The organism is Kitasatospora sp. NPDC058162 (assembly GCF_042884005.1).
GTDB lineage: Bacteria > Actinomycetota > Actinomycetes > Streptomycetales > Streptomycetaceae > Kitasatospora.
On record NZ_JBHVUS010000028.1, the window covers coordinates 41,067 to 59,571 of the forward strand.

At 71.5% G+C, this 18,505-nt stretch carries 12 protein-coding genes; 9 read left to right on the forward strand and 3 right to left on the reverse strand.

What is annotated here, in order from left to right; all coding sequences use genetic code 11:
- The gene (gene mmsA, locus ACFVXG_RS34155) at positions 1 to 1,548 is read right to left on the reverse strand and encodes a multiple monosaccharide ABC transporter ATP-binding protein (RefSeq protein ID WP_387933225.1); all 1,548 of its coding nucleotides are present in this window, start codon (positions 1,546 to 1,548) and stop codon (positions 1 to 3) included.
- A gap of 120 nt (positions 1,549 to 1,668) precedes the next feature.
- Positions 1,669 to 2,763 (reverse strand): multiple monosaccharide ABC transporter substrate-binding protein, encoded by a 1,095-nt coding sequence (gene chvE, locus ACFVXG_RS34160; RefSeq protein WP_387933227.1) that lies wholly within the window; start codon positions 2,761 to 2,763, stop codon positions 1,669 to 1,671.
- 1,257 nt (positions 2,764 to 4,020) lie between these two features.
- Between chvE and ACFVXG_RS34165 the strand changes: the two genes are divergently transcribed.
- The 7 genes from ACFVXG_RS34165 (at position 4,021) to ACFVXG_RS34195 (ending at position 12,957) form a co-directional block, all read left to right on the forward strand.
- On the forward strand, positions 4,021 to 5,505 hold the full coding sequence (locus tag ACFVXG_RS34165; RefSeq protein WP_387933228.1) for an arabinofuranosidase catalytic domain-containing protein: 1,485 nt from the start codon (positions 4,021 to 4,023) through the stop codon (positions 5,503 to 5,505).
- A 343-nt stretch (positions 5,506 to 5,848) separates the two neighbouring features.
- Positions 5,849 to 6,268 carry a hypothetical protein gene (locus tag ACFVXG_RS34170; protein WP_387933230.1) on the forward strand — a complete coding sequence of 140 codons (420 nt, stop codon included), beginning with the start codon at positions 5,849 to 5,851 and terminating at the stop codon, positions 6,266 to 6,268.
- A gap of 275 nt (positions 6,269 to 6,543) precedes the next feature.
- Positions 6,544 to 7,533, forward strand: coding sequence for a LacI family DNA-binding transcriptional regulator (locus tag ACFVXG_RS34175; protein ID WP_387933312.1), 990 nt, complete (start codon positions 6,544 to 6,546; stop codon positions 7,531 to 7,533).
- A gap of 338 nt (positions 7,534 to 7,871) precedes the next feature.
- Positions 7,872 to 9,569: a ribulokinase gene (locus ACFVXG_RS34180; RefSeq protein ID WP_387933232.1), complete on the forward strand. Its 1,698-nt coding sequence runs from the start codon at positions 7,872 to 7,874 to the stop codon at positions 9,567 to 9,569.
- On the forward strand, positions 9,566 to 10,234 hold the full coding sequence (locus ACFVXG_RS34185) for an L-ribulose-5-phosphate 4-epimerase (RefSeq protein WP_387933234.1): 669 nt from the start codon (positions 9,566 to 9,568) through the stop codon (positions 10,232 to 10,234). Before ACFVXG_RS34180 ends, ACFVXG_RS34185 begins: the two co-directional genes overlap by 4 nt.
- Positions 10,235 to 10,245: 11 nt before the next feature.
- Positions 10,246 to 11,754, forward strand: a complete 1,509-nt coding sequence (gene araA / locus ACFVXG_RS34190) for an L-arabinose isomerase (protein WP_387933236.1) — start codon at positions 10,246 to 10,248, stop codon at positions 11,752 to 11,754.
- A 114-nt stretch (positions 11,755 to 11,868) separates the two neighbouring features.
- Positions 11,869 to 12,957 carry an aldose epimerase family protein gene (locus ACFVXG_RS34195; RefSeq protein WP_387933238.1) on the forward strand — a complete coding sequence of 363 codons (1,089 nt, stop codon included), beginning with the start codon at positions 11,869 to 11,871 and terminating at the stop codon, positions 12,955 to 12,957.
- 133 nt (positions 12,958 to 13,090) lie between these two features.
- Here ACFVXG_RS34195 and ACFVXG_RS34200 read toward each other — a convergent pair whose 3' ends face one another.
- Positions 13,091 to 14,119: a LacI family DNA-binding transcriptional regulator gene (locus ACFVXG_RS34200; RefSeq protein WP_387933240.1), complete on the reverse strand. Its 1,029-nt coding sequence runs from the start codon at positions 14,117 to 14,119 to the stop codon at positions 13,091 to 13,093.
- 738 nt (positions 14,120 to 14,857) lie between these two features.
- On the opposite strand from ACFVXG_RS34200, the gene ACFVXG_RS34205 reads away from it, so the two are divergent.
- Together ACFVXG_RS34205 and ACFVXG_RS34210 are read left to right on the forward strand one after the other, a co-directional pair.
- The gene (locus tag ACFVXG_RS34205) at positions 14,858 to 16,258 is read left to right on the forward strand and encodes a GH1 family beta-glucosidase (RefSeq protein ID WP_387933242.1); all 1,401 of its coding nucleotides are present in this window, start codon (positions 14,858 to 14,860) and stop codon (positions 16,256 to 16,258) included.
- A 221-nt stretch (positions 16,259 to 16,479) separates the two neighbouring features.
- Complete coding sequence (locus ACFVXG_RS34210; protein WP_387933244.1) at positions 16,480 to 18,474, forward strand: TIM-barrel domain-containing protein; 1,995 nt, start codon at positions 16,480 to 16,482, stop codon at positions 18,472 to 18,474.
- Positions 18,475 to 18,505 lie beyond the last annotated feature (31 nt).

Genomic DNA, 18,505 nt, shown 5'->3' on the forward strand with positions numbered 1-18,505 from the left:
TCACACCTGCTCGTTGCTGGATGCGGCGCTCATGGTCATGAGCCGCATGAGGGATTCCTGGGTGGCGTCGGCACGGGCGACCTCGCCGGTGATCCGGCCTTCGGCCATGGTGTAGATCCGGTCGCACAGGCCCAGGAGTTCGGGGAGTTCGGACGAGATGACGAGCACGGCCTTGCCCTGGGCGGCCAGTTCGGCGATGACGGTGTAGATCTCCGCCTTGGCGCCGATGTCGATGCCCCGGGTGGGCTCGTCGAGGATCAGCACCTCCGGCTCGGCGAAGATCCACTTGCTGAGGACGACCTTCTGCTGGTTGCCGCCGCTGAGCGTGCCGGTCCGGGTGAACACCGTCGGGGCCTTGATGTTCATGGTCTGCCGGAACGATTCGGCGACCTTGCTCTCCTCGTGCCGGTCGACCCGGCCGTACCGGGCGACCTTGCCGAGCGCGCTCAGCGAGATGTTCCGGCTGATGTCGTCGATCAGGTTGAGGCCGAAGTGCTTGCGGTCCTCGGTGACGTACGCGATGCCGTGCCCGATCGCCTCCGGCACCGTCCGGGTGCGGATCTCCTCGCCGTGCAGCAGCACCCGCCCGCCGCCCCAACGCCCGTACGAGCGGCCGAAGACGCTCATCGCGAGCTCCGTGCGGCCGGCGCCCATCAGGCCGGCGACGCCGACGATCTCGCCGCGCCGCACGTTCAGGGAGGCGCCGTCCACCACGGTGCGCTGCTGGTCGATCGGGTGCCGGACGGTCCAGTCCTCGACCTCGAAGGCGACCTCGCCGATGTCCGGGGTGCGCTCGGGGTAGCGGTGCTCCAGGTCCCGGCCGACCATGCCGCGGATGATCCGGTCCTCGGAGATGCCCTCCGGGCCGATCGCGATGGTCTCGATGGTCTGCCCGTCGCGCAGGATGGTGACGGCGTCGGCGACCCGGGCGATCTCGTTCAGCTTGTGCGAGATGATGATGCAGGAGATGCCCTGCGCCTTGAGCTCCAGGATCAGGTCGAGGAGCTTGCGGCTGTCCTCGTCGTTCAGCGCGGCGGTCGGCTCGTCCAGGATGAGCAGCTTGACCTTCTTGGCCAAGGCCTTGGCGATCTCGACCAGTTGCTGCTTGCCCACGCCGAGGTCGGCGATCCGGGTGTGCGGGCTCTCCGCCAGACCGACCTGCCGCAGGAGCTCGGCGGCGTGGGTGAGCGTCCGATGCCAGCTGATGATGCCCCGGGTGGCGTGCTCGTTGCCCAGGAAGACGTTCTCGGCGATGGACAGGTACGGCACCAGGGCCAGTTCCTGGTGGATGATGACGATGCCGCGCTGCTCACTGGCGCGGATGTCCTTGAAGCGGCAGGGCTCGCCCTCGAAGAGGATCTCGCCCTCGTACCCGCCGTGCGGGTAGACCCCGCTGAGCACCTTCATCAGGGTGGACTTGCCGGCGCCGTTCTCACCGCAGATGGCGTGCACCTCGCCGGCGGCCACGGTCAGGTTGACCTCGGAGAGTGCCTTGACACCGGGGAACGATTTGCTGATCGACCGCATTTCGAGAACGGGTCCAGCCATGCTTGTGCGTCCGTATCGTTCGGGGCGGTGCGGTGGGGATCCATGGGGCGCCTGGGGGTTCTGCCCGGGCGCCGCCGCACCGCCGGTTCGGCGTGGGGCCCGTCGAACGGGCCCCACCGGCTACTTGAGCTGGTCCGCGGTGTACTGGCCGCTGTCGACCAGGACCTTCTGGTAGTTGTCCTTGTCGACGCTGACCGGCTGGAGCAGCTCGGCCGGAACGACCTTCGCGCCGTTGTTGTACTGGGTGGTGTCGTTGACCTCGGGCTTCCCGCCGGTCAGCAGCGCGTCGCCCATCTGCACGGCGACCTTGGCGAGCTGGCGGGTGTCCTTGTAGACGGTCTGGGTCTGCTCGCCCGCGATGATCGACTTCACCGAGGCCAGCTCGGCGTCCTGGCCCGTGACGACGGGCAGGGACTTGGCGGTGCCGTAGCCGACGCCCTTGAGCGAGGAGAGGATGCCGATCGAGATGCCGTCGTACGGCGAGAGCACGGCGTCGACGTGGGCTCCGGTGTAGGCCTTGCTGAGCAGGTTGTCCATCCGGGACTGGGCGAGGCCGCCGTCCCAGCGCAGCGTGGCGACCTGGTTGAAGTCGGTCTGGCCGCTCTGCACGACCAGCTTCTTCTGGTCGATGTACGGCTTGAGGACGCTCATCGCACCGTTGAAGAAGAAGGTCGCGTTGTTGTCGTCCGGCGAGCCGGCGAAGAGCTCGATGTTGAACGGGCCCTTGCCGTCCTTGAGACCGAGCTTGTCGGCGATGTACCCGCCCTGGAGGACACCGACCTTGTAGTTGTCGAAGGTCGCGTAGTAGTCGACGTTCTGGGTGCCCCGGATCAGCCGGTCGTACGAGATCACCGGAATGTGCGCGTCGGCGGCCTTCTGCAGCACGTTGGTGAGGGAGGAGCCGTCGATGGCGGCGATCACCAGCAGCTTGGCGCCCTTGGTGATCATGTTCTCCACCTGGGAGACCTGGTTCTCCACCACGTTGTCGCCGTACTGCAGGTCGGTCTTGTAGCCCTTGGCCTGGAACTGCTTGACCATGTTGTTGCCGTCGTCGATCCAGCGTGCCGACGACTTGGTCGGCATCGCGATGCCGATGAGTCCGCCCTTGGCGTCACCCTTGGCGGCCCCGTCGCCGACTCCGTTGGAGCTCTGGCCGCAGGCCGCCAACGAGAGCGTCAGGCCGGCCGCGACGAGACCCGCTGAAAGCTTCCGCACGTGTTTCCTCCATGGTGATGGTCCGCGACCGGAGCAGCGCACCCCTGACTGGGCGACTGGGAGCGGTCGAGCGGCGCCGACCGGAGCGGTCCTTCACGCTGTGGTGCGTCGGGGTGGTGGTAGCTCTGGCCTGGCGTGACATGAAGTGTTAACGCTAACAACGATGGCGTCAAGGGGGGTTAGATCACCGTTGGATCGCGATCCGTCAACGACCGCTCCGCAGGTGCGCGCCCCCTCGGCCGGGAGGTGCCCAGGGAGGTGCTGAGTGAACGTGAGGTGCACATCGAGTGGTCATCATGGATGGGAATGCGCGGCGTCGTCCCCCGTCGGCGATCGGGGAGCGGGCACCTGTCGGTCCGGGGGCGCCGCCGGCCGGAGTCGGGCCCGTAGGCGTCGAGGGTCGGGCCGACGGGCTGGAGGCACGCGGCTCGATCGGAGGCACAGCCGCCGGAGCCGTCGGGGGTGACGTCCTGCACCGGGCTGCCCGCGATGGACGAGCCGCCGGAGCCGTCGGACTCGGCCGGGCTGTACTCGGCGGCTGCGGTCCGGGCGGCGGCCTTGCCGGTGCTCGCGCCGACCGGTGCGACGGTGGCGGCCGGCCCGGCGACGGCCGGGGGCGGGCGGCGAGTGCCGCGTGGCGCCGGAGCGCATCGGGTCTCCCTCTCGTGGGGGCGGCCGGACCCGTGGACGGCGCGATGACGGCGCGGGCGCATGTCAAGCACCCCCAGCATCGGCGGCGCGGACCGGACGGGTGCCCGATGGGGGAGCCGGTGGTCGGTCCGTCGCGCGGGGTGTTCGCCGGGTGGGGGCTCGCGGGTCGGGGCCCGGCGCGAGCGTTCGCCGGACGGCGGCTGCCCGTCGTGCCCCCACTGTCGCGAGCCCGGTTCCCCCTGGTCCCGCAGCTGCGGGTGCGGCGGGGCTCCGCGGTACCCGCGGAGGCGGACGAAGACCGTGACGGACCGTCATCCGAGTGCGGTCGCGACCGGTGTCGGAGTGTGAGAGCTCGCCTTGATCATCGCCAACCTCCTTGCAGCGGTGGAGAAGTGGCGGAGGATCGAGGTTTCCGTTCCGGATCGGCGCCTCCCCGGGTTCGATGTCGGGCGTGGTGTGTCGAAGGTCTTGACGGGACACGGTCGGGGCGGGCACTGTCACCGGCCAGGAACCTCGACCACCCGCCCCGGTCGGAAGCTGTCGCGGGGCGGATTGTTAGCGCTCACATTCCCCTTGGCCGCGCTCGACCATGAGCAGGGAGACACCATGAGTGAAAACAGCGGGACGACCCGGAGGCGCGGCGCGCTGCGCAGCCTCGCCCGGGCCGGGGCGGCGCTGGCCGTCCTCGTCGGCGCCCTCGCCGGCGCCACCGCGACGAGCGGTGCGGCCCAGGCCGCCACCCAGGGGCCGTGCGACCTCTACGCGGCCGGCGGCACGCCCTGCGTGGCCGCGCACAGCACCACCCGTGCGCTCTACGGCAGTTACAGCGGGGCGCTGTACCAAGTCCGGCGCGCGTCGGACCAGGCGCTCCGGGACATCAAACCGCTGAGCGCCGGCGGCTATGCCGACGCCGCCGCACAGGACGCCTTCTGCGCGGGCACCACCTGCGTGATCACCGTGATCTACGACCAGAGCGGGCGGGACAACCACCTCACCCAGGCACCCGGGGGCGGGGCCGCGCCCGGCCCGGACAACCTCGCGAACGCGACCCTGGCGCCCACCACGCTGAACGGCCACCGGGCCTACGGCGTGTACGTCGCACCGGGCACCGGCTACCGCAACAACCACACCTCGGGCGTCGCCACCGGGGACCAGCCCGAGGGGATGTACGCGATCCTCGACGGCACCCACTACAACGGCGGCTGCTGCTTCGACTACGGCAACGCCGAGACCAGCAGCAACGACACCGGCAACGGCCACATGGAGGCGATCTACTTCGGCAACATCAAGGTCTGGGGCTACGGCTCCGGGCCGGGCCCCTGGGTGATGGCCGACCTGGAGAACGGCCTGTTCTCCGGGGCCGACACCCGCTACAACGCCAACGACCCGACGGTGAACCACCGTTACCTGACGGCCATGGTCAAGGGCGCGCCGAACCAGTGGGCGATCCGCGCCGGCGACGCCCAGTCCGGCGGGCTGTCGACCTTCTATTCCGGGCCGCGCCCGAACGCCTCGGGCTACAACCCGATGCACAAGGAGGGAGCGATCATCCTCGGCATCGGCGGTGACAACAGCAAGGGCGCCCGCGGCACCTTCTACGAAGGCGTGATGACCTCCGGCTACCCCTCGGAGGCCACCGAGAACGCCGTCCAGGCCAACGTCGTCGCCGCCGGGTACGCCAACTCCCCGGCGGTCGGCACGGGGGCGCTGCGGGGCACCGGTTCGGGCAAGTGCCTGGACGTCCCGGGCGCCTCCACCACGCCGGGGGTGCAGGCGCAGATCTACAGCTGCTCCGGCGCGGCGAACCAGACCTGGACCCGCACCGCCGGTGGACAGCTCACCGTGGACATCTCCGGCAGCACGCTGTGCCTGGACGCGTACGGCGGCGGGACGGCCGACGGCACCAAGGTGGTGACCTGGCCGTGCAACGGCGGGGCCAACCAGCAGTGGCAGGTCGACTCCGACGGCAGCGTCACCGGCGTCCAGTCCGGCCGCTGCCTGGACGTCGCGGGGGCGCTCACCGCCGACGCCACACCCGTCCAGCTGTGGAGCTGCTGGGGCGGCGACAACCAGAAGTGGGCCCTCGGGTAGCGCTCACCCGGGTCGGCCCCGGGTCCGGCCCCGGTTCCGCGAGCACGCGGAGCCGGGGCCCAGGGCGTGTCTTTCGGATCACGTTCGCCAGGCGTGATCCGAACGACACGCCCTTAGGCTGCCGGGACGGCCATGAACGAGGGAACGGGCTGGTACCAGGGTGACTGCCACGCGCACTCCGCCGCCTCGAACGGAGGGGAGCTGACGCCGCAACAGCTGCTGGCCGCCGCACGCGGGGCGGGGCTCGACTCCATCGTCGTCACCCGAGCACAACTCCCGCTGTCTGCAGGCTGGTCGGAAGCAGGGAGCGGATCGCGACCTGCTGGTGGTACCGGGTCAGGAGGTGACCAGTCGGGACGGGCGCTGGCTCGCCCTCGGGCTCCGGCCGGGGCAGGTGGTCGACTGGCGCTACGGCGCCGCGGACGGCGCGATCGACCGGCGGCCGGCGGAGGTCCGCGGGGGCGGTGGGCTGTGCGTGGCGGAGCATCCGTTCGGGATCGGTGAAGCGCTGACGGTCGGCGACGAGTCGGGCGCCGTCGTACGGGCCGAGCCGCAGGGCGTGCCCGTCGGCACGGTGAGCCTGCACGCCGCGAAGGGCCGGGTGCGCGGGGCCGCACCGCCCCGCACCGGCGCGGACACCGTCGAGTGGCGGGTCGGGGCGGCGGAAGCGGCGCAGGCGCTCTTCGCCCGTGCCGAGGTCCGTGACGCCGAAGGCGCCGTGGCGGCCCTCACCAACCCGGTCCTCCTCGAACCGCGCCGGTGATCCGGATGCGCTGCGTACCGGACCGCTCGCCGGATGCGGTCGCCGACCGGGAGCGGGAGGACGAAGCGGGCAAGTACCCCCGCGGATGAGGCGTGAGCGTTAACTTGGCGGTATTGGCACATGTCAGCGCCCTGAGGGACTGGTATGAAGAGAAACCACGGTTGAACCGAGGGTGACGGATTGGCCTGGACCTGGTCGCGTACTGTGGTCCACAGCCTAGGAGGGGACGACGAGTGGGAACCGACAGCACCGGGGCGGAACAGCGCCAGCCCGTGATGGCGGACGTGGCGAAACTGGCGGGTGTCTCCCACCAGACGGTGTCCCGGGTGCTCAACGGGGCTCCGCACGTGCGGCCCGACACCCGGGACCGGGTGCTGGCCGCGATACGGGAACTGGACTACCGGCCCAACTCCGCCGCCCGGGCCCTGGTGACCCGTCGGTCGCAGACCCTCGGGGTGGTCAGCTTCGACTCGACCCTCTACGGCCCTGCCTCGATGCTGGACGGCATCGAGCGGGCCGCGCGCAGCGCCGGGTACTTCGTGAGCGTGACCAGTCTGCGCTCCCTGGACGGCCGTTCGGTCCAGGAAGCCGTCGACCGGCTGCGTGACCAAGGGGTGGAGGGCGTCGTGGTGATCGCGCCGCAGACCTCCGCGGTCAGCGCGGTGTCCCGGCTCTCCAGCTCGGTGCCGCTGGTCGCGGTCGGTTCGGGCGACCAGACCCGGGTGCCCATGGTCTCGGTGGGCAATCGCTACGGTGCGGGAGAGGCGACCGGGTACCTGCTGGACCTGGGCCACCGCACCGTGCACCACCTGGCGGGGCCGGCCAACTGGCTGGAGAGCCAGGACCGGGAGGAGGGCTGGCGCCTCGCGCTGCAGGCGGCCGGGGCCCCCGTGCCGGAGGTGGAGCGGGGCGACTGGAGCGCCCGCTCGGGCTACCAGGCGGGGCTTCGGATCGCCCGGCTGCGCGACGTCACTGCCGTCTTCTGTGCCAACGACCACATGGCTCTCGGCCTGCTGCGGGCCTTCCACGAGGCAGGTCGGCACGTCCCGCAGGAGATCAGCGTGATCGGCTTCGACGACATTCCGGAGGCCGCCTACTTCACCCCGCCGCTGACCACGGTGCGGCAGGACTTCGGCGAGCTCGGCAGACGGGCCTTGGAGCTGCTCGTCGGAGAGCTGGAGGGTGCCGCATCCCCTCCGGCCCAGGTGCAGGTCTCCCCGGAACTGGTGCTGCGGCGCAGCGTGGGGCCGTCCGCCCGTCGTTGAGCCCGGTGCGCCGGTGGCCGGTAGCCGCGTGCACCAGGCGGGTACCGGCCGGCCAGTGCCTGTCCGGCTCTTCGGCTCCGTCCTGTCCACCTCCCTTGACATGCAGTTTGTTAGCGCTAACAATCTCTGTGAGCGTTAACAACAGCGCTCCTTCCACTCCGTCGGCCGGGCCACTGCATCCCGCTTCCGTGAGCCCGGCCGACGGCTTCGCGTTCCGCTGCCTCTCGAGGGTGGGGCGGCGGAACGGAGACTGTCGTCGGTGCGGCTCGCCCTGCCCCGGTCGAGGACCGCACCGGCGACAGCCCACAACCCAGGCTTCCCGTACGAAGGATGACCACGTGACAGTGACCCCTGCCGCCCACGACTCCGACCAGTACGTCGTCGGCGTCGACTTCGGCACCCTGTCCGGCCGCGCGGTGGTGGTCCGGGTCCGGGATGGTGAGGAGATGGGCACCGTCGTCCACGACTACCCGCACGCCGTCATCGAGCACGAACTGCCCGGCACCGGCCGCCCGCTCCCGCCCGACTGGGCGCTGCAGCACCCGGCGGACTGGCGCGAGGTGCTGCGCATCGCCGTCCCGGCCGCGCTCGCCGACGCCGGCGTCGACCCCGCCCGGGTCGTCGGCATCGCGACCGACTTCACCGCCTGCACCGTCCTTCCAGCGCTCGCCGACGGCACCCCGCTGGCCGAGACGCCGCAGTGGGCCGCCCGCCCGCACGCCTGGCCCAAGCTCTGGAAGCACCACGCCGCGCAGCCCCAGGCCGACCGCATCAACGGACTGGCCCACGCCCGCGGTGAGAAGTGGATCTCCCGTTACGGCGGCCGGATCTCCGCCGAGTGGCAGTACGCCAAGGCGCTGCAGGTGCTGGAGGAGGACCCCGCCGTCTACGGCGCCTGCGAGCGCTGGATCGAGGCCGCCGACTGGATCGTCTGGCAGCTGACCGGCACCGAGAGCCGCAACACCTGCACCGCCGGTTACAAGGGCATCCACCAGGACGGGAGTTACCCGACCGAGGACTACCTCGCCGCGCTCCACCCGGACTTCGCCGACTTCGCCCGCACCCGCCTGGAGCACCCGCTCTCCCCGCTGGGCACCCGGGTCGGCACGCTCACCGCGCAGGCCGCGGAGTGGACCGGCCTGCCGGAGGGCACCGCCGTCGCGGCCGGCAACGTCGACGCCCACGTGGCAGCCCCGGCCGCCCGGGCCGTCGACGACGGCCAACTCCTCGCCATCATGGGCACCTCCACCTGCCACGTGGTCAACGGCGCGACCCTCGCCGACGTCCCCGGCATCTGCGGCGTGGTCCAGGACGGCATCGTCACCGGCTCCTACGGCTACGAGGCCGGCCAGAGTGCCGTCGGCGACATCTTCGCCTGGTGGCTGCGCCAGGGCGTGCCCGCCGACTACCTGGCCGAGGCGGAGGCGAACGGTGAGGACCTGCACCGGCTGCTCACCCGCAAGGCCGCCGCCCAGCCCGTCGGCGGACACGGCCTGGTGGCGCTCGACTGGATGAACGGCAACCGCTCCACCCTGGTCGACCACCACCTCTCCGGAGTGATCGTCGGGCTCACCCTGGCCACCCGCCCCGAGGAGGTCTACCGGGCGCTGCTGGAGGCCACCGCCTTCGGCACCCGGGTCATCGTCGAGGCCCTGGAGCAGGGCGGCGTCCCGGTCACCGAGTTCATCGTCACCGGCGGCCTCAAGAAGAACGCCCTGCTGATGCAGATCTACGCCGACGTACTGCGCCGCCCGGTCTCGGTCGCCGACTCGGAGCAGGGCCCGGCGCTCGGCTCGGCGATCCACGCCGCCGTCGCCGCCGGGGCCTACCCGGACGTCCGGACCGCGTCCGCCGCGATGGGCCGGGTGCAGAAGGACGCCTACCGGCCCGATCCGGCAGACGCCGACGCCTACGACCGCCTCTTCGCCGAATACCGGGCCCTGCACGACCACTTCGGCCTGGGCGCCGACAAGCTGCTGCACCGCCTGCGCGACATCCGCAACGCCGCCCTCACCACACCGAGCGAGGACCTGTGAACGCGACCATCGACCTCATCCGCCGCCAGGTCAGCGACCTCCACGGCGAACTGGTCCGCTACAACCTGGTGGTCTGGACCGCCGGAAACGTGTCCGCCCGCGTCCCCGGCGAGGACCTGCTGGTCATCAAGCCCAGCGGCGTCTCCTACGACGACCTGTCGCCGGAGAACATGATCCTCTGCGACCTGGACGGCAACGTGGTCGAGGGCGAGCACGCCCCGTCCTCCGACACCGCCGCGCACGCCTACGTCTACCGCCACCTGCCCGAGGTCGGTGGAGTGGTCCACACCCACTCCACCTTCGCCTGCGCCTGGGCGGCGCGCGGCGAGGCCGTGCCCTGCGTCCTCACCGCGATGGCCGACGAGTTCGGCGCGGAGATCCCGGTCGGTCCGTTCGCCCTGATCGGCGACGACTCGATCGGCCGCGGCATCGTGGACACCCTCAAGGGCCACCGCTCGCCCGCCGTGCTGATGCAGAACCACGGCGTCTTCACCATCGGCAAGGACGCCAAGGCCGCCGTGAAGGCCGCCGTGATGTGCGAGGACGTGGCCCGCACCGTCCACCTCTCCCGCCAGCTCGGCGAGCCCCTGCCGATCGCCCAGGCGGACATCGACAGCCTCAACTTCCGCTACCAGAACGTCTACGGCCAGCCTCAGGCCCGGTAAGGAGCCCACCCATGACCAAGCCACTCGAAGGCCGCCAGGTCTGGTTCCTGACCGGCAGCCAAGGGCTCTACGGCGAGGACACGCTGCGCCAGGTCGCGGAGCAGTCCCAGCAGATCGCCGAAGCCCTGAACCGCGCGTCGGCAGTGCCGGTCGAGGTGGTCTGGAAGCCCGTCCTGACGGACGCGGGCGCCATCCGCCGGATCTGCCTGGAGGCCAACTCCGCGGACGACTGCATCGGCCTGATCGCCTGGATGCACACCTTCTCCCCGGCGAAGATGTGGATCGCGGGGCTCGACGCCCTGCAGAAGCCGCTGCTCCACCTGCACACCCAGGCCAACGTCGACCTGCCCTGGCAGTCCATCGACATGGACTTCATGAACCTGAACCAGGCCGCCCACGGCGACCGCGAGTTCGGCTTCATCCAGTCCCGCCTCGGCGTGCCGCGCAAGACCGTCGCCGGGCACGTCACCGACCCCGCCGTCTCCGCCCGGGTCGGCGCCTGGGCCCGCGCCGCCGCCGGCCGCGCCGAGCTGCGCAGCCTCAGGCTCGCCCGCTTCGGCGACAACATGCGCGATGTCGCCGTCACCGAGGGCGACAAGGTCGAGGCCCAGCTCCGCTTCGGCGTCTCCGTCAACACCTACGGCGTCAACGACCTCGTCGCGGCCGTGGACGCCGCGGACGAGAACGACGTCACCGCGTTGGTCAAGGAGTACGAGGACAGCTACCGTCTCGCCCAGGCGCTTCGGGCCGGTGGGGAGCAGCACGAGTCGCTGCGCTACGCGGCCCGGATCGAGCTCGGTCTGCGCGGCTTCCTGGAGCAGGGCGGCTTCAAGGCCTTCACCACCAACTTCGAGGACCTCGGCGGGCTCCGCCAGCTCCCCGGCCTCGCGGTGCAGCGGCTGATGGCCGACGGCTACGGCTTCGGCGGCGAGGGCGACTGGAAGACCTCCACCCTGCTGCGCACCCTCAAGGTGACCTCCGCGGGCCTCGCCGGCGGCACCTCCTTCATGGAGGACTACACCTACCACCTGGAGTCCGGCCGTGAGCTGATCCTCGGCGCGCACATGCTGGAGGTCTGCCCGAGCATCGCCGCCGGCACCCCGTCCTGCGAGATCCACCCGCTGTCCATCGGAGGGCGTGAGGACCCGGTCCGCCTGGTCTTCGACGCCGAGCCCGGCCCGGCGGTCGTGGTCGGCCTCGCGGACCTCGGCGACCGGTTCCGGCTGGTCGCCAACGAGGTGGACGTCGTGGCGCCGCCGGAGCCGCTGCCCCACCTGCCGGTCGCCCGCGCGGTCTGGAAGCCGCGCCCGGACCTGCGCACCTCCACCGAAGCCTGGCTGACTGCCGGTGCACCGCACCACACCGTGCTCTCCAGCGCGGTCGGCGCCGAGGAACTGGAGGACCTCGCCGAGATGCTCGCCGTGGAGCTGCTGGTGATCGACGACGACACCACCATCCGCCGGTTCACCAAGGAACTGCGCTGGAACCAGGCCTACCACCGTCTGGCCCAGGGGTTCTGAGCCCCACGACGAGCGCCATCCGCACCACACCCGCACCACCGGACGTCCGACGCCCGCCCGCACGGGCGGGCGTCGCCGCTTTCCCGCAGTCCCGGGAAGAAACGGAGCAATCCCGTGCCGAACGACGCACTCGTGTCCCCGGGTGACCTGACGGTCTCCCAGGGAGTCGCCGCGACCCTGCCGGACGGGCGGTCCGTCACCCGCTGGACCATCGGCTCGCCGGCGGGCGTGCGGGCGGAGGTACTCAACCTGGGCGCCCGCCTCCAGGCCCTGCACGTGCCGGACCGGGACGGTCGGCGGGCGAACGTCGTCCTCGGCTGCGAGCGGGTGGATGACCTGCTCGGGGAGGGCGCGTACTTCGGTGCGACGGTCGGCCGCTACGCCAACCGGATCGCCGACGGAGCGCTGCCGCTGGACGGTACGGTGCACCGGCTCACCACCCAGTCGACCGGCCACACCCTGCACGGCGGACGGGACGGCTTCGCCACCCGGCTCTGGGACGGCGTGCCCGTCCGGGAGGGCCGACGGGCCGGAGTGCGACTGCGTCTGCGCAGCCCCGACGGCGACCAGGGGTTCCCGGGGGCGCTCACCGCCGAGGTGACGTACCTGCTCGACCCGGCCGGCCGGCTGTGGATCGGCTACCGGGCGACCACGGACGCGCCGACGGTGGTCAACCTCACCAACCACACCTACTTCAACCTGGCCGGTGAGGGCAGCGGCACGGTGCTCGACCACCTGCTGCGCGTCGAAGCCGGCGGCTACCTCCCGGTGGATGCCGAGCTGATCCCGATCGGGCCCGTCGCGGGCGTCCTGGGCACGCCCTTCGACCTGCGCGAGGCCCGCCGGATCGGGGACCGCGTCGTCGACGGGGACCACCAGATCCGCCGGGCCGGAGCCGGCTTCGACCACAACTGGGTGCTGGACGGGAACGGGTTCCGGCGGGTCGCCGCCCTGAGCCATCCGGCCAGTGGTCGGCGGGTCGAGTGCCTGACGACGGAACCGGGGCTGCAGGTCTACACCGGCAACCACTTCGACGGCACGCTGAGCGGCCCGTCCGGCCGCCCGTACCAGGCGTACGCGGGCGTGGCGCTGGAGACCCAGCACTTCCCGGACTCGCCCAACCGCCCCGAGTACCCCTCCACCGTCCTGCGCCCGGGGGAGGAGTTCCGTTCGATGACGGTGTACTGCTTCTCGGCGGAGTAGCCGAGTAGCCGAGCCACCGAGCAGCGGACGGCAGGTGAGGGGGCGGTGGGCCCGGTGGGCCCACCGCCCCCTCGGTGTTCAGTGCGTGACGAGGCCCCGTACCCCCCCGGGGCGCCGGGGGAGATTGCGGCTGTCAACTGCGTTGTGGGGCCGGTGCGGTGCTTTCGCGGATGATCAGTTCTGGTGCCATGAGGTGGAGTTGGTCTTCGGGTTCGTTGCCGGTGGCGGTGGCGGTGATTCGTGCCATGACCTGGTCGACGGCGATCTGTCCGAGGTCTTTTCGGGGGCTGGTGACGGAGGTGAGGCGGGGGGAGTGTTGTTCGGCCATCGGATCGGGGCAGATGGCGATGACGGAGGCGTCTTCGGGTACGGTCCGTCCGTTGGCGCGCAGGAGGCTGAGGAGGGGGCCGATCGCGGTTTCGTTCTGGACGACGAAGGCGGTGGTGTCGGGGCGGTCGGCGAGGATGCGGGCGAGGGTGCCGGCGGTGCTCTCGTAGGTGCCCTCGCAGGGTCGGTGGAGGAAGCGCAGGCCGCGTCGTTCGGCGTGGGTGCGGAAGCCGTCGAGGGTGCGCTGGGCGTAGCCGGCGTGGCGTCGGTAGACGGTGTTGCTGTAGCCGATGAAGGCGATGTCGTGGTGGCCGAGGTCGGCGAGGTGGTCGGCGCACAGGGCGCCGGCGGTGGCGAAGTCGTGGTCGACGCAGGAGAGTCCGGTGGGGTCGTCGGGCAGGCCGATGAGCGCGGCGGGGATGCCCTGGGCCCGTAGGACGGGGATGCGGTCGTCGTCGAGGCGGACGTCCATGAGGATGACGCCGTCGGCGAGTCCGGTGGCGGCGACCCGGCGGACGCCTTGGGTGCCTTCGTCGTTGGTGAGCAGCAGGACGTCGTAGCCGTGTTCGCGGGCGGCGACCGTGGCGGCGATGGCGATCTCCATCATCGTGGGCACGTGTACTTCGGGGTTGAGCGGCACGACCAGGGCGATGATGTGGGAGCGTTTGCCGGCGAGGGCGCGGGCACCCGCGTTGGGGTGGTAGCCGAGGTCGGTGACGGCCTGCTCGATGCGGAGCCTGGTCTCGTCGGAGATCCGGCGCTTGCCGCTGAGGGCGTAGCTGACCGTGCTGGACGAGACGCCGGCGTGCCTGGCCACATCGGCGAGTGTCACCATCGTTGTGGTTCCTTCGTGTCGGTTCGGGTGAGGTGTGTTCCCGTTCGTACGGTGGAGGAGGCCCGGGGAGGGACTGCTCCGGTGCGTGGGGCCCGCGGGGCCCGGTGCGGACTGCTCAGCCCCTGATCGCGCCGGTGCGGACGCCGGTGCTTCTGTATGAACGGGTACACGGTCACCAGTGGTACCAGGATGAGGACCGTCACCGCCATCCGGTGGCCGACCGTGTGGGAGAGCGCGGTGACGGCGGTGACGGCAGAGCGCGCCGACGTCGGCCGCGCAGTCCCTGCGGCGATGCCGCGGGGATCGCTGATCCTGCGGTTCCACCCGGATCGCATAGTGCTGCGGCCCCTCCTCGCCGAAGCGTCGAAGCGCTTGAATGTTTTGGCGAGACTAACGACGCGTCACCAGTTGGGCAAGAGGCTGGACAAAAGCAGAATCCTTTGTTTTCCAGGGTAGTTGACAGGTCCGTACGGATCGTGTCAGCGTCGAGGCGCTTCGACTTGTGACCGCCGAGCCCAGCCCACCCGATGGGGATCCCAAGCGAGTTCCGTGCCGGCGTCCGCAACAGGGCCACGACACTCCGGACCGGGGCGTGGGCGAGGGCACCCAGTGGGTCGGTGGCTGCGGCTCGAACCCGCCCGTCCAGCTGGCCTGGCTGCGCGAGCGCGGGCTGGCGCCGACGTGGTGACCGCACCACCGCGACCCCTACCCGAACTGCCCGAGACCCCATGAGGTGACGTGAGTACCCTGGACTTCCCGGAACTGCCCCCGGGCTTCCGCTTCGGCGCGGCCACCGCCGCCTACCAGATCGAGGGCGCCCACGACGAGGACGGCCGGGGCCCGTCCATCTGGGACACCTTCAGCCACACCCCGGGCCGTACCCTCGGCGGCGCCACCGGCGACACCGCCTGCGACCACTACCACCGCTACCCCGAGGACGTCGCCCTGCTCCGCGGGCTCGGCGTCGACGGCTACCGCTTCTCGATCTCCTGGCCGCGTCTGCTGCCGAAGGGCAGCGGGCCGGTCAACGCGAAGGGCCTGGACTTCTACGACCGGCTGATCGACGAACTGCTGGCCGCCGGCATCGCACCCGCCGCCACGCTCTACCACTGGGACCTGCCACAGGCCCTGGAGGACCGCGGCGGCTGGCGGGTCCGCGAGACGGCCGAGGCCTTCGCCGAGTACGCGAACGTCGCCGCCGACCGCTTCGGGGACCGGATCGAGCGCTGGATCACCCTCAACGAGCCGTTCTGCTCGGCCTTCGTCGGCTACGCCGAGGGCCGGCACGCGCCCGGCGCCCGGGAGGGCCGTGGGGCCCTGGCGGCCGCCCACCACCTGCTGGTCGGTCACGGACTGGCCGTCCGGGAGCTACGGGCCGCCGGTGCCAGGGAGGTCGGCATCACGCTCAACCTCGACCGCCTGCACGCCGCCTCCGACCGGCCCGAGGACCTCGCCGCCCTGCGCCGGGCAGAAGTCCTGCACAACGAGGTCTGGACCGAGCCGCTGTTCGCCGGGCGCTACCCCGCGCACGAGGCCGAGACCTGGGAAGGCCTGGCCGACGGCCCCTGGCGGCAGCAGCGAGACCTGCAACTGATCGGCGCGCCACTGGACTTCGTCGGCATCAACTTCTACCGGCCGATCACCGTCGAGGCCGCCCCGCACCGCGAGGCCGAACCCGGGCTGCGCACCGCCACGGACATCGGCGTCGCCGAGTCGAACCCGTACGGCACCCGGCTCACCACCATGGGCTGGCCCGTCGTCCCGTCCGCGTTCACCGAGCTGCTCGTCGGCCTGGACGCCCGCTACCCGCAGCTCCCGCCGCTCTGGATCACCGAGAACGGCTCCGCCGAGGCCGACAGCCTCACCCCGGACGGCCGCGTCCACGACACCGAACGGATCGCCTACCTGGCGGGCCACCTCGCCGCCGTCGCCGACGCCGTCGCGGCCGGTGTCGACGTGCGCGGCTACTACGTGTGGTCCCTGCTGGACAACTTCGAGTGGGCGCGCGGCTACGAGCAGCGTTTCGGTCTGGTCCGCGTCGACTACGACACTCTGGCCCGTACCCCGAAGGACAGTTATGACTGGTTCCGGGGTCTGATCACCGCGCATGGTGCGCGGACGGAGGGACCTGTCCGATGAAGTTCACCGCGGGCGGCCGGGTGCCGACCACGGTGGGCGAGCGCGGCACCGGTTTCGTCACCGACGCCGAGGGCCGCCACCACATGCTCGGCCAGTTGCCCCTGGGGGTGGGGAGCTGGTGTACGGCACTTCGTCGTCCACGGTCCGATCCCCAAGCACGGGGCCCCGCATCCGCCCGCATCCGACGGCATCCACTCGCCACGTGAACAGAGGAACCACCCATGTCCTACAGCATCCGCGCGGGAGGCCTGGAACGGCACACCGCCGCAGAAGTCCTCCGCATCGAGCCCTGGGGACAGGACGCCCTCCGGGTGCGCGCCGCGTCCGGGAGCATCGATCCCGCCGCCCCCGGGGCGTTGGAGGCCCCCTCGTCCTGCCCGCAGGCCGAAGCGTCCGTCTCGGACGACGGCTGTGCCCGCCTGGTCAACGGCCGCATCGCCGTCGAGGCCTCGGCGGACGGCCGACTGAGGTTCCACCACGCCGTGTCGGGCCGCGAACTCCTCGCCGAGCGGAGCCCGCACACCCACCACGCCGGATCCCGCGTCCACGCGGCGGGCGGCCGGACGGAACAGTCCTTCGAGGCCTACGCCGGCGAACGGCTGCACGGCCTGGGGCAGCACCTGCACGGACGCCTGGACCAGAAGGGCTGTGTGATCGACCTCGTCCAGGCCAACACCGTGGCGGCCGTCCCCTTCCTGCACTCCTCGCGCGGCTACGGACTGCTCTGGAACAACCCCGCCACCGGCCGCGTCGAACTGGGCGCCGACACCACCCGGTGGACCGCCGACGGCGGCGGGCGCATCGACTACTGGATCACCGCCGGTGACACCCCGGCCCGGATCCTGGACGCCTACACCCTGGCCACCGGCCGTCCGCCCCTGCTGCCCGAATGGGCGTCGGGCTTCTGGCAGTCGAAGCTGCGCTACCGCACCCAGGACGAACTCCTCGCCGTGGCACGGGAGTACAAGGAACGCGGACTTCCGCTGTCCGTCATCGTCTGCGACTTCTTCCACTGGCCGAGGATGGGCGACTGGCGCTTCGAGGAGAGCGAGTGGCCCGACCCCGCCGCCATGGTCGAGGAGCTGTCGGAGGTCGGAGTGAAGCTCGCCGTCTCGGTGTGGCCCACCGTCGAGCCCGGAAGCGACGCGTACGACGGGCTCCGCTCGGCCGGGCACCTCGTACGGGACGCGGGCGGCGGCCTGCTGACCTTCCCGTGGCCGTCCCGGCACAGCGGGCAGGCTCTGATCCGTCCGATGGCGTACTACGACGCCACCCACCCCGGAGCCCGCGCCGAACTGTGGCGGCGGCTGAACGACAACTACCGCTCGGTGGGGGTGGCGTGCTTCTGGCTGGACGCCTGCGAACCCGACGTGCCCGCGGGCATCGCCGATCGCGCCGTCTACGCGGCCGGGCCGGCCGCCGAGGCCGCGAACCTCTACCCGCTGGAGCACGTCCGTGCGGTGGCCGAGGGCCTGCGCACGGTGGGCGAGGACCGGCCGCTGTCACTGGTCCGCTCGGCGTGGGCGGGCAGCCAGCGCCACGGGGCCCTGCTGTGGTCCGGTGACATCCCCACGACCTTCGACTCCCTCGGGCGCCAGATCAGGGCGGGGCTGAACGTCGCGATGAGCGGCATCCCCTGGTGGAACACCGACATCGGCGGCTTCTTCGGCGGCGACCCCGACGACCCGGCGTACCGTGAGCTGCTGATCCGGTGGTTCCAGTACGGCACCTTCAGCCCGGTCATGCGGCTGCACGGGGACCGCGCACCCAACTACCCCGCCTTCGCCACGGACATGACCGGCGGGCCGAACGAGGTCTGGTCGTACGGGGCGGAGGCGTACGGCGTCCTCCGCGACCACCTCCTGCTGCGCGAGCGCCTGCGCCCGTACCTGCACGGCCTGTCCGAGGATGCCCACCGCACCGGCGCCCCGCCCATGCGACCGCTGTTCTTCGACTTCCCCGAGGACGAGCGCGCCTGGGAGGTGGACGACCAGTTCCTGCTCGGCCCCGACCTGCTGGTGGCACCCGTGTACGAGGCGGGCGTCCGGGCCCGCCGGGTGTACCTGCCGTCCGGCACCCGTTGGTGCGACCCGGCCACCGGCGGTGTGCTGGAGGGCGGAACGACGCTGGACGCCGATGCCCCGCTGGAGCGCATCCCGGTCTTCGTCCGGGAAGGCGCCGACGTCGTGGCCCGGCTGACACCCCCTGAGGCCTGACGCAGGAAGGAGCGGTCGCGCTTCCCGCCGG

Bases quoted from the DNA above. Each gene is read 5' to 3' on its own strand.
- araA (WP_387933236.1), top strand. From the start codon at position 10,246: ATGACCAAGCCACTCGAAGGCCGCCAGGTCTGGTTCCTGACCGGCAGC.
- mmsA (WP_387933225.1), bottom strand. From the start codon at position 1,548: ATGGCTGGACCCGTTCTCGAAATGCGGTCGATCAGCAAATCGTTCCCC.
- ACFVXG_RS34165 (WP_387933228.1), top strand. From the start codon at position 4,021: ATGAGTGAAAACAGCGGGACGACCCGGAGGCGCGGCGCGCTGCGCAGC.
- ACFVXG_RS34175 (WP_387933312.1), top strand. From the start codon at position 6,544: ATGGCGGACGTGGCGAAACTGGCGGGTGTCTCCCACCAGACGGTGTCC.
- ACFVXG_RS34210 (WP_387933244.1), top strand. From the start codon at position 16,480: ATGTCCTACAGCATCCGCGCGGGAGGCCTGGAACGGCACACCGCCGCA.
- ACFVXG_RS34200 (WP_387933240.1), bottom strand. From the start codon at position 14,119: ATGGTGACACTCGCCGATGTGGCCAGGCACGCCGGCGTCTCGTCCAGC.